Here is a 12,512-nt window from a genome sequence, read left to right on the forward strand (position 1 = left end):
TCATGTTTTTTGTTACATATGGGGATCTATCTACTATAATTTTTGGCTGCATATACTTCAAATATGGTATGAACTATTTGTGCAGATTATCCTTCATACTCATCCTCTAATGTAGGTATGAATGGGGAGAGAAACGGATCATCATTCTCCGTTACTTTACCTCGAATTAAAGTGTAGACCTTAAACTGATTGGAGGATTCCGCATCATCACTATCTCTTACATAAAGGACTCCATAAGAACCCTGAGCTAGCTCACCTACCTTTTTCATTACTTCGATTGGATCATCCTTAGATTCAGGTTGGTGATTATTAAGGCCTGCTACCCATAGTTGAAAGTCACCATTAACGGCTCTTAAATCCAAAACACCTGAAGTCCAATTCAGTTCTTCTATATAATTCTGCAGATGTTCAATCGCTAAATCGTATTGATCTTCATCTTCTTCAAATGAAGCACTTTCTCTTATAGTTGCCCATCCATGATATTCGTACATTCTTTTTTTCATCCTCTCATGATCATAAGGGTTTAGTATCGATGACAATTTCGACTTTATATCTGTCAGCATATTCGTTTAGCTGTCTTATCACTCTATCATCAGGTTTACCCTCAAAATGAAAATATGCCTTTTTTCCTGTTTCAATAGCTGCTTCTATGGTTGCTTTAGCCTGTTTCCTAAACTGCTTATCTAAGCTGTTCAATGGTGGCTTCGTTTGAGCAATATACTCATCACTTACTGTATCAAACTCCCTGCCTTTAGGATCATTACTAAATTTCACCCTAGACTCACCACCGAGCTTTTCAGCTAGTCTATCGGCCGCCTTATCTTCCTTTGGAACCTTAACTAATCCACCAGAGTATTGCCCAGTAACGGTCGATTTGGAGCTAGTTTGTCCCTCAGACAAATTTATTTTTGATGTCCCTGCTTCTGCTTTTGATTCAGCTTTCTCAATATGCTGCTTAATCTTCGCCACAGCTGGGTTGGATGATGGCAACCGGAATGGACCTTTGCTACCCGGCATACTCCCCTTAACCATCGAAACGGCCATAAAAATCTGACTGAATTTCAGAGACGCAACCATCATCTGAGCATATTTATCCGATACAGGCTCTCCTGTAGTAGGATGAATGCCCATCTCAAATGCCTTGATCTGTAACGCAAAAATATCTTCCCCAGGCGGTTCAACGTTCACAGCTTGCATGCGATTAAAGTCCAGATTTCCCTGATCCCTCTCATAAGCCTGAAGGGCAGCCTGATCTGCAACACCATTCTCTTTGACAGGCATATTTACCCACTTACCGAACATATTAATTTTCGCCATCCGATAGCCCTTATCACCCGAACCTGAATCACCTGTTGATTTGGTCATCATAACTGCGGCACCGACTGCTCCAATTGCACCACCCAGGCTTCCCTTCTGAGCATCTGCATCTTGGAAACGCGTGGCGATATCCCTCAATTCCTTGGATGTGTTCACCATACTCTCCAGCGCTTTATCCAGTATTGGTCGTGACTGCTCGAACTCATAGTAAAACCGCTCCTGCGTCGCGCCCATCCACATCATCTGAACGAACATGATCTGTCTCGTCAGATCACTTCGTATACTCTCCAACTGTTGTCTTGCCTGATCCACCTGATTCGATACGCGATGTAGTTGTTCAGGGGTAACTTTGATTGTACTCATAATGTTTCTCCGCTCATTCGAAATAGGATTTTCCTATGTTAGCAGAAGTGTAACATGTAAACAATCCGGCAAACATCCTGATTTCACCATGATAGAAACACAAGCTGTGCTCCTCATCGGTGCTATGGTCCTATATGCATATACCCACTTCAAGGCACATCCTACATTTTCCAGTAAATACCTTTCCTACTTCATTTCCTCCAGCATCACCCGATACAGTCCAACAATTTTCTCCATCAGTCTCGTAAAATGTTCCAGATGAGATGCACCTGCTCATGGAGCATTCCTAACTAATAATTGAAGGGGATTAAGTTCTATCTAAGCTACAATAAGATAAACTAGTTCATGTATTATTAGATTTTTGTCTATTATAATTTCTACAAACCAATTCAATGGTAAAACAACCAAACACTGCTCCAATTAAATAGGGTAATGTCGCCCAAGTAATAAAATTCTCTATCTTATGCTTAATTTCTAGTTCAGTAAAAGATTCTCCACATAATATGTCTATATATGGATTTATAATTGGAGCTAAATAATCAGAAATAAAGAAACAATAAGAAATAGTAGAGAAAAATGCTAAAAGTAGGTACATTGATACTCTCACTTCATCGATACGTTCATATGGCGTCCATATTACTGATAAGTTTATAAGTATTATCGAAATAAAGAGTACCATCCACCATACAATAGAGTCCATTAAAAATAGATCACTTTTCATAAAATCATTAAGTAGAGCTCCAAAATATATCCATATAAAAAGTGAGACAAGTGGCATTAGAAAATATGCTAGACTATAGGCAAACCAATGTTTAATCCAGCGTAATAAAACATACCGAATAGAGTAATATACTAATAGTGAGAAAGATACAACAAATATATTGATCACAATTGAAGTATAGTTAATTAATAACATTGAAATTAAAGGAATGACGGATTGTAATATGAAGTGCGACACCCTACTGAAATAAAAAAATGGCTCACAGCCTGATTCGTGTAGAATGAAAGTTACCACACCAGCATTCACACAAGGAGAATCAGTCCATGAGTTATTCACATCTTAGCATAATCGAACGCAGCAAGCTAGAAATCCTCCACAGACAAGGCAAAAGCTCAAGAGCTATTGCAAAAGAACTGGGGAGACATTCGTCCACGATTTGCCGCGAACTAGATCGTGCTAATTCATCGTATCCCTATCAGGCAGAACACGCTCAGAACGCTTATGAGAAGCGTCGTCAATCCTCTGTTTCTTCAGGTAAATGGTCAAGCACCTTAGCTGCTTCACTGGAGGAAAAACTGAAGGCAACGTGGTCTCCGGAACAGATCAATCAACGCTTCCGTACCGAAGGCTTGCCAGCAGTATCCTTCAAAACGATCTATCGCTGGATCTACGCAGGTCGACTGGTTCAAGGCACGTTACAGGTTCTTCGGCACAAAGGAAAGCGTCAGAAACCCGCAGAAACTCGCGGTAAATTTGCCATTGGCAGATCAATTTCGGATCGTCCCCAAGAGGTTCGTTCTCGTGAAACGTTTGGGCACTGGGAACTGGATACCGTCGTATCTAGTCGTGGGAAAAGTAAAGGATGCATAGCCACGCTCATTGAACGCAAAACCCGTCTATATACCGCCATTCTCATGCCTGATCGCACTGCTCTGTCTATGGAAATTGCGCTTGGTGTAGCCATCTCACAGTATCCCACAGGCACTTTCCTCACAGCCACGGCTGACCGGGGAAAGGAGTTTGCATGCTATGCCAATCTGGAAACAAGCCATGACCTGCACGTTTATTTTGCTGATCCATATTCGTCTTGGCAACGCGGTTCCAATGAGAATGCGAATGGATTGCTTCGAGAGTTTTTCCCGAAAGGCACCGATCTCGCTCAAGTCGAGGATGAAGATCTTGCCAGTTCACTAGATCTAATAAACCACAGACCACGAAAATGCTTGGGTTGGAGAACCGCTCACGAATCTTTCACAGAGGAACTGTCGCACTTGGTTTGACAATCTGTCAAATATGAAAAATTGAAATCGTTTGCTTTATAGTCACCATTTCTATTGATTAACTTATCTAGTGCATTGATAATAGTTGTTTTTCCCGCATTATTCTTTCCTACTATTAACGTAGTAGTTGGTGCTATATTTATATCGTTATCCTTTTTCTCATCTAAATAACTCTTAGCATCAACAAATTCTATTTTATTATTTTCCAATCCGAACTTTCTAAAATTTATGATCCGTACACTTTTTAAATACATCTGTAACTCCTCCTAATTATTATAAATTTAGTTTTCCAAATCTGAATTTATAAAATAATTATCCGACATCAGAACTAGACTATTTCCAATATTAATTTTAACAGAAAATTTTATATATTCTCTAATATAATTATATTTTTTGTAAAATATTCAATTACACAACTCCCCGCTCAAACTCCGCAAATTCTACTCTGTTCCGCCCATTCTTCTTCGCCTGATACAACGCCTTGTCTACCGCTGCAAACAGTTGGGTCAGGTATCCTTCGGGATTATCCGGCACATAATCACATTCGAAATCTTCAATCGATAGAATCCCAATGCTGATCGTAATGGACACCTGCCCAACCTCATGATCTACCGCCATAAGGTTGGACTCCACGGACAGCCTCACGCGTTCCGCAATTTTTTGAGCTAACTGGCGTTCCGTGTGCGGAAGGTAGATCATGAACTCTTCCCCGCCGTAGCGCGTTAGAATATCGGTCTCCCGGATGGACTGTTTCACAGCCTGAGCTGTGCGGTACAGCACTTCATCCCCAATGACATGTCCATAGCGATCATTGATTGCCTTGAAGTAGTCAATATCCAGGAGAAGGAGTGAAAACGGCGTCTTATAGTGAACATTCGTAATGACCTCATGCGTCAGCTGCTGGGTCAGATAACGACGATTGTAGCAGTGAGTCAGACTATCCGTAAGCGCCAGCTCCTCCAGTTTGAGATTAGCCTCGGATAACTCCTGCCGAATGCGATCCAGGGCATAATTGCGTTCCTGAAGCATCTCATTCTGCCGATTCATTTCTTTTACATAGTAGCGCTCTTGCGACACATCCTGAAACGTTAGGAGATGACCAAGAGGCATCTGATAATGATCAATGATTGGAGAGGTTTGGAGGATAAAGTGACGCTCCATGTCGCGCTCCTCCACAATAACCTCAATCTGAGACAGCGTATTTTCCTTTTGCTGATACTGATCTAGGAACGACCTACTGTCGCCCTCTACACGAACCGATCCCAGAAATGCCTCCATATCAAAACAATCCCCAACATGCAGATCCATGAAGGATCTGGATGCCTTGTTTGCTTCAATAATGGTCTCATTCTCATCCAAAACCAGGATGCCATAGGGAATCGTATTAATCACATCCTCATGGGCGATGGAAACCAGATCAAAGACGTTGTACCGCTTGATGACATAGACAAAAAATAAATCCGACAGAAAAATCCCCAGCGACGTCAGTCCGGGAATGATGAACGGTATCCATGCTCGCAAAACCACATTCAGAAGGGCATCAATAGCTGCAAAAACAGCCAGGACGAATATGCCCCACAGCGTAATTTTCACCTGTTTTTTAATCGTTGGTGATTTATCGGAGGCGCGAAGTGCCCCGAACAAAATAAAGAGGGAAGCTACAAAGTAGCTCACCAAAACAATCATGACAACCCAGAACCATGGTCCGTATGCCCGTTCGACATAACCACCCTCCAGAGGGGTTACAAATGAGTTCGTTGGGTTTATGATCACACCTAAGGCTGCAACAATGGCCGGAGTAAACAGCAGGAAGGAACGTTTTGCTCCCAACCGATCAGCATAGCCGGTAATGAAAATGGTTAGCAGCAGCCAACCGCTTCCGAGCAGTGAGACAGCAACGAAAGACAGGGTCACATAAAACAACTGCCACCCCGAATTATCCGACAACACGATCGCAAATTGACAGAAGGGCCAGAGCATCATCAACCCATGAAACAAAAAGTAAACCTTATGTAAGTTCGTAATTCTAGCGGTAGCAAATACATAAACGTATACACCAAACAACAGGACAAATAAAAAAAGATCATACCATACTAATGGACTCACAAATCTTCTCCTTCTTGGTGCGACTACTACGATCTCATTGAGCTAGGTTGTTTCGTAATCCCTAAGTAATGCTACAATAAAACTATAAATGCTATATCTCTACAAAATATTTTGGTTAAATTAACCATATCTTATCACACACCCCTATGGGAGAGTAGCCTATACACTGGAAATACAGCCAAGCACTGTTTTATTTATGCATCTATTTTGCTGATTTGTGAGTGTTTTGAACGTTTAACTATTGAAAAAAAGAACCCTCTCCCGCCCGTTGCCGAGCGGTCCTCTGGTATGTCTACTCCTACTCCTTCGCCAGCGGCAGGTTATCCGAGAATAGATCCGGATTCGCCCTCAGCATCTCTGTGATAACTGCCTCCACCATGGCCGCATCACATACTCGTACAATAGCACCCCCAAGCCTTCCTATGCGCATCGCGCCTTTGCGCTGTAACACCTCATCCACTTTCCAGAAATGCTCCGACCACGACAACCCACAGTGCCTGCGGGAAGGTACTGAAATCTCTGTTCCATCTGGTAATACAGTGTAGAGCTGCTCATGCTCATCTGTTAAACGCCCCGGAATGTCCACCCATTCCTCTACGCCATGGATAAACGTGTTTCGTTTCAGGTCCACGCCAACAAGGAGAATGGTCGCTTTCCGATCCAGCAGCTTGCCCCAAGCTGAGCCTCTTGCACAAGGTGTATCATATAGGTGATCGTCCTTCGTGAATGCCACTGCATCTGTACCGATGGCTGCAACCGAGTGAGTCGGGTGCCAAGAACGTACTACGCCTGGCCGTTTTCGAAATAGATCAGGTAGAATTCCGACGCAGCATGGTGATGATTCCACGTGGAACATTGGATTACTCGCATTGATGGTGGACCAGGTGTGGGTTGGCAGCACCAGCAGTCCGTCCTTCATATATTCTGTCAGTGCATCCAGTACAGTATCCGCCCCACCTTCGACCTCACCCATACTTTTCATGGAAGAGTGAACAAGCAGCGTACCTTGTCCGTCAATGCCAAGCTGGTGGAGCTGTTCAAGTAAGCTTTGTTGAGTATGCATAATGAATCGATAACCTCCTTTGGGCTATTATAGCAAAATAAAGGATGCTCTACGGGCGCACAGAGTTTACTCTTCCTGAGGCTGACACTGCACAGATTGCAGCTGCTCTGCCACCCGCATCACTGCATGACAAAGGGCCGAGGGAAATCCCCCCGGCCGCTAGGCAATAACGGATATGAGTCCAAATAAATATATTTCACGCTTATTTAATGACAACGTACTCCAGGTTAACCAGCTTTGCATACGTTACGATCTGATCTGTTGTCAGGTTCAAGGAAACAACAGTGTGGTGACCTCCGCCATTTTCGATCCAGGCTTTGACCCCATCCTGGAAGTTTGGCTTCACGTTCCACAATACACGTGCCACTGGCAGATTTGGTGCCGGTACAGTTGGCTCAAATGCAGATACTTCATTGATCAGCAGTTTGTAATGTGTACCGAAGTCAGCCATGGATACGACAACACCTTCGCCTGCTTTGCCGTCGAATACCAGACGTGCCGGATCTTCACGATCGCCAATGCCCAGTGGAGACACAATGATTCTTGGTTTGGTGCTGGCAAGTGTTGGGTCTACTTCGAGCATGTGGGATTGAAGGATGGATTCCTGTCCTGCTGCCATCTCGTAAGTGTAATCCTCCATAAAGCCCGTGTTCTCGTTGTGGCTCATCACTTTCAACAGACGATCCAGCGCAGCTGTTTTCCAGTCACCCTCACCTGCAAATCCATAACCTTGGGCCATCAGGCGTTGTACAGCCAGACCCGGAAGCTGCTTCATGCCATGCAGATCTTCGAAGTTGGTGGTGAATGCACTGTATCCGCCTTCGTCCAGGAAACGTTTAATCGCAATTTCATAACTGGCTTGCACACGTACACTTGCTTCCCAAGCTTCCTTGCTGTTTGTACCATAATCGAATTCATACAGCTCTGCGTACTGAGCGATCAGGTCATCTATTTCCTGCTCTGTCACAGCATTCACAACCTGTACGAGGTCACCAATGCCAAAGTAGTCGACTGTCCATCCGAATTGGATCTGTGCCTCCACTTTATCCCCTTCAGTTACACCCACGTTGCGCATGTTGTCACCAAAGCGGGCCACTTTGATGTTAAAGCTTTCGTTATAGGCAACCGCCACGTCCATCCAATCTGCAACCTGCTGCTGCACTTCAGGACGTTCCCAGTAACCAACGACGATTTTGTTTTGTTTTCTGAGACGGGCATTGATAAAACCATACTCGCGGTCACCATGTGCTGCCTGGTTCAGGTTCATGAAGTCCATGTCGATGGTGGACCAAGGAATGCTCTCATTGTATTGTGTAGCCAGATGAAGCAGCGGTTTCTGCAGCAATTTTGTACCACGAATCCACATTTTTGCCGGGGAGAATGTATGCATCCATGTAATAACACCCGCGACTTCATCGCGGTAGTTGACTTCCTTCATGATGCTCGTGATTTTATCCGCACTAACCGCAAGATCCTGCAATACGAGCGGGTATGGAAGAACGCCGCTTGCATTCAGAGCATCCGTGATTTTCTGTGCATTGGCTTTTACCTCGCCCAGTGCTTCTTCACCATAGAGATGCTGCGAACCAACGACAAACCAAAACTCTTTAGCTGCTGTTGCTGACATGTAATCATCCTCTTTTCATTTTTTATAGTTGAACATATGGGTTTAGACTTACCACTCCGATTGCAGTACCATCTTCCGATCGCTACATAACCAAATTACTTCTGTCCGTAATACGCGTCTTTCCCGTGTTTCCGCAGATAGTGTTTATCCAAAATGCCCTGCGGCAGTTCTTTCGCGAAGTTGTTTAGTTGCCGCGCATACAGGTTCATTTTGCATACTTCCTCCAGCACGACACTGTTCACCACCGCAGACTTGGCATCTTTCCCCCACGTAAACGGTGCATGCCCATGGAGCAACACGGCTGGAACCGCCATAACATCTATCCCACGCTGTTCAAACGTTTCAATAATGACGCGTCCTGTCTCCGCTTCGTATCCGCGATCAACCTCGTTCTGGTTCAGGAAACGTGCACAAGGTACCGCACCATAGAACGTATCCGCATGAGTCGTTCCCATAACAGGTACATCCAGTCCAGCTTGCGCCCAGATGGTCGCCCATGTGGAGTGCGTATGCACAATCCCGCCAATTTCGGAGTAATGCTTATATAAAACGGCGTGGGTTGCTGTATCCGAGGATGGTCTCATCTCGCCCTCTACCACGTTGCCATCCAGATCAACAACGACCATGTCGCTTGGCTTCATGGCATCGTAGCTGACGCCGCTCGGTTTGATCACGAACAGTCCACTATCTCGATCAATGGCACTGACGTTGCCCCATGTGAACTTCACAAGACCATGCTTCGGCAGCTCCAGATTCGCCTCATAAACCTCTTGTTTCAGTTGCTCTAACATCTTAGTCCCTCCCGTTCTCTACCAGATGATCAACAGCCGCCTGCTCAATGGCCAGACCCTCCCGGTAGCGTTCGATAAATGATTCAAATCCTTTGACATCCGATGGGTCCGGTGCTACTTCCTCTCCAGCAACCTCGCTGAATACCTTCTGCTCCAGGAACACATCCAGACTCTCCTGCTCATCCTTATTGATCATGTACGATGCGAGAAGCGCCATGCCCCATGCTCCGCCTTCCCCTGCCGTCGACATGACGGATACGGGCACATTCATCGCAGCTGCAACGATTCGCTGTCCAACGACTGGCGTTTTGAACAGACCGCCATGGGCCAAGATGCTGTCGATAGCTACATGTTCTTTTTCCGTCAAAATATCCATCCCGATCTTCAGTGCACCGAAGGCTGTGAACAGATGGGTACGCATGAAGTTAGCCAGATTAAACCTGCTTTCAGGTGAACGAACGAACAACGGACGTCCCTTATCGATTCCCGTGATGTTCTCGCCGGAATAATACCCGTAGCTCAGAAGGCCGCCGCCATCCGGGTCTGCTTCGAGTGCTTTGTTAAACAAGACGCTGAAGAGCTTGCCGTTATCGGCTTCGTATCCCATAGCCTCAGCGAATTCACGGAACAATCCGATCCATGCATTGATGTCACTGGAGCAGTTGTTGGCATGTACCATGCCCACCGGGCTTCCGTCTGGCGTTGTGACCATGTCGATCTCGGGATAGACTTTGGACAATTCATTTTCCAGTACGATCATAGCAAAGACGGATGTGCCGACAGAAATATTGCCCGTGCGTTTTCTCACGCTGTTCGTCGCGACCATGCCTGTTCCGGCATCGCCTTCCGGCGGACACAGCGGAATGCCTGCTTGCAGGTCTCCCGCAGGGTCGAGCAGCTTGGCTCCGCCATCCGTTAACGCGCCTGCATGCTCCCCAGCGAGATATACCTTGGGAAGCAGCTCTTCCAATTTCCATGGATAACCTCGGCCTGCGATCAGTTCATCGAACTGCTTGATCATGGAAGGATGATAGTTATGTGTAGACTCGTCAATTGGGAAAATACCTGAAGCATCACCGATCCCGATCGTTTTATTGCCGGTTAGCAACCAGTGGATGTATCCAGCCAACGTGGTCAGGGTATCGATGCGAGGCAGATGCTCCTCCTCATTCAAAATCGCTTGGTACAAGTGTGCGATACTCCAGCGTTCCGGAATGTTGAACTGAAGAAGATCTGTTAACTCCTTGGCTGCTACCCCGGTCGTTGCATTACGCCACGTCCGGAACGGTACCAACAGTTCACCCGTACGATCCAATGCAACATATCCATGCATCATGGCTGAGAATCCGATGGAGCCGATGGTTTGCAGCGTGATACCGTATTTCTGTTCCACATCCTGCTTCATCTCGCGATACGCAGTTTGCATGCCTGTAATAATATCCTCTTGGTTGTACGTCCAATATCCGTCTTTCAGGAGATTTTCCCACTCATAACTCCCGGATGCGATGGTGTCGAAACGTTCGTTAATCAATACGGCCTTGATCCGCGTTGATCCGAATTCGATGCCAAGTGAAGTGGCTCCCTTCGCAATCGCCTCTTTCATCTCCTCATGACTCATAACTATGGTTGTCCCCTCTCTGATCGCAGTTTTATATCCGAAGGCTGTTTTATGTTAAAGATCCAAAACGGCAACGGCTTATGATGAATTGAATTCATGAATTCGTATAAATGTCTAACTGCTGTTGCGATCACTTCTGGTGAAAGAACAGCAATCCTTGTTTAAGAAGGCGCTTTCCTTTTCTGACAGCCTTAGTATATTTTTTGTACGTACATTTGTCAATAATATAAAATAGTTATACTTACAAAGGACATCATATTACTCTTTATCAAGTCTTTTCCCGCTTGCTTAAGGGTATGCTGTAGTGTACAGTTTCATGTAATCAAACCAGAATTGTACGGTTTATTTCGAGAAATATACTGTTTTATTTTCATTGGACCTGAATCATGATAAAATATGTACGTACAACTATTTGAACACTAACGTTTCTATAGATGAGTAATGATGAAAGAAGTGGATTGTGTGAAGCCAAAATACCAGGTCATTATTGATGATATAAAGAGCCATATCCTTTCGGGGACGTATAACGTGGGCGAACAGATTCCAACAGAGTCAGCTCTGCAGGAGAGCTACAATGTGAGTCGCCAGACGGTTCGGAAGGCTATTTTAGAACTGTCGAATGAAGGCTTCTTGCGAAGCGAGAAGGGATCTGGCACCTATGTCAGCAACCAATATCGTTCTAGATCCGGCGGAACGACAATGAAGAAAACGATCGGTGTCATCACCACGTACATCTCTGATTACATTTTCCCCTCGATCATTCGCGGCATTGAAAGCCGACTGAACGAGGATAATTATTCGCTGCTGTTAGCCAGCACCAATAATGATGTCGCCCAAGAGAAAAAAGCGCTGGAAATGATGCTCTCCTATGGGGTCGATGGCCTGATCGTTGAGCCTACCAAGAGCAATCTGTATAACCCCAACATTGCGTACTATCTGTCATTCAAGGAGCAGGATGTACCGTTCACGATGATTAATGCCTTTTACGAAGAGCTGGAGGTTCCCTTCTTCTGTCTGGATGACGTGCAGTCCAGCTATCTTGCCACCCGGGAACTCATTGCCAAAGGACACACCCAGATTGGGCTTATTGCCAAGATGGACGATTTGCAGGGAAAGTATCGGATGAAAGGGTACATCAAAGCACTGGGTGAAGCCAAGTTACGGTTCCATCCCGAACAGGTGCTATCATTCGATACAGCCTCGAAACCGGACCTGTCCGCTAATCTGGAAACGTTTCTGAACAATAACAGGGAAGCTCTAACCGCAATCGTGTGTTATAACGACGAGGTGGGACTGGAAGTGGTGCATGCCTGCAGAAGATTGGACATATCCATTCCGGATGAGTTGTCCATTATTGGACAGGACAATTCGTACATCGCCAAGAATGCCAATATCAAACTCACCACGCTGACCCATCCTCAGGAGCAAATGGGGCGCGACGCTGCCGATTGGGTCATTAAGAAGCTGCAAGGCAAAAAGGATCTTCCCACCAACACCTATTACCAGCCTGTCCTGGTGGAGGGTGAGACGGTGAAGGAGATTGAGGTGGAATAGGACTAGGCTGGGGTACGGATTGGTGTAAACTGCACTACACATTAAAATATGTTGCTCCTCGCCTATTACGTT

10 protein-coding genes are annotated in these 12,512 nt (G+C 45.3%); 2 read left to right on the forward strand and 8 right to left on the reverse strand.

Annotated elements, in window-relative coordinates; translation table 11 throughout:
- Window positions 1-86: 86 nt before the first annotated feature.
- Window positions 87-491, reverse strand: coding sequence for an Imm7 family immunity protein (locus ABGV42_RS29950; RefSeq protein WP_347384983.1), 405 nt, complete (start codon window positions 489-491; stop codon window positions 87-89).
- A 22-nt stretch (window positions 492-513) separates the two neighbouring features.
- Window positions 514-1,680, reverse strand: a complete 1,167-nt coding sequence (locus ABGV42_RS29955) for a WXG100 family type VII secretion target (RefSeq protein WP_347384984.1) — start codon at window positions 1,678-1,680, stop codon at window positions 514-516.
- 1,044 nt (window positions 1,681-2,724) lie between these two features.
- On the opposite strand from ABGV42_RS29955, the gene ABGV42_RS29960 reads away from it, so the two are divergent.
- Entirely contained in the window at window positions 2,725-3,681 is a 957-nt protein-coding gene (locus ABGV42_RS29960; protein WP_110755421.1) for an IS30 family transposase, read from the forward strand.
- Here the strand turns inward: ABGV42_RS29960 and ABGV42_RS29965 are convergent.
- The 6 genes from ABGV42_RS29965 to ABGV42_RS29990 form a co-directional block, all read right to left on the reverse strand.
- On the reverse strand, window positions 3,642-3,935 hold the full coding sequence (locus tag ABGV42_RS29965) for an AAA family ATPase (protein ID WP_347384985.1): 294 nt from the start codon (window positions 3,933-3,935) through the stop codon (window positions 3,642-3,644). The two genes, ABGV42_RS29960 and ABGV42_RS29965, sit on opposite strands and share 40 nt — an antisense overlap.
- 154 nt (window positions 3,936-4,089) lie before the next feature.
- On the reverse strand, window positions 4,090-5,787 hold the full coding sequence (locus ABGV42_RS29970) for a histidine kinase N-terminal 7TM domain-containing diguanylate cyclase (protein ID WP_347384986.1): 1,698 nt from the start codon (window positions 5,785-5,787) through the stop codon (window positions 4,090-4,092).
- A gap of 298 nt (window positions 5,788-6,085) precedes the next feature.
- Window positions 6,086-6,850 (reverse strand): AAC(3) family N-acetyltransferase, encoded by a 765-nt coding sequence (locus ABGV42_RS29975; protein WP_347384987.1) that lies wholly within the window; start codon window positions 6,848-6,850, stop codon window positions 6,086-6,088.
- A gap of 202 nt (window positions 6,851-7,052) precedes the next feature.
- Window positions 7,053-8,477 (reverse strand): L-arabinose isomerase, encoded by a 1,425-nt coding sequence (gene araA / locus ABGV42_RS29980; RefSeq protein ID WP_347384988.1) that lies wholly within the window; start codon window positions 8,475-8,477, stop codon window positions 7,053-7,055.
- Between the two features lie 95 nt (window positions 8,478-8,572).
- A complete protein-coding gene (locus tag ABGV42_RS29985) occupies window positions 8,573-9,268 on the reverse strand; it encodes an L-ribulose-5-phosphate 4-epimerase (protein WP_347384989.1) in 696 nt (231 codons plus the stop codon).
- A gap of 1 nt (window position 9,269) precedes the next feature.
- The gene (locus ABGV42_RS29990; protein WP_347384990.1) at window positions 9,270-10,886 is read right to left on the reverse strand and encodes a xylulokinase; all 1,617 of its coding nucleotides are present in this window, start codon (window positions 10,884-10,886) and stop codon (window positions 9,270-9,272) included.
- Between the two features lie 462 nt (window positions 10,887-11,348).
- On the opposite strand from ABGV42_RS29990, the gene ABGV42_RS29995 reads away from it, so the two are divergent.
- Window positions 11,349-12,440 carry a GntR family transcriptional regulator gene (locus ABGV42_RS29995; protein ID WP_347384991.1) on the forward strand — a complete coding sequence of 364 codons (1,092 nt, stop codon included), beginning with the start codon at window positions 11,349-11,351 and terminating at the stop codon, window positions 12,438-12,440.
- The last annotated feature ends 72 nt before the right edge of the window (window positions 12,441-12,512 follow it).

Origin of the sequence: Paenibacillus pabuli (assembly GCF_039831995.1) — a bacterium.
In the GTDB taxonomy this organism is placed as follows: Bacteria; Bacillota; Bacilli; order Paenibacillales; family Paenibacillaceae; genus Paenibacillus; species Paenibacillus pabuli_C.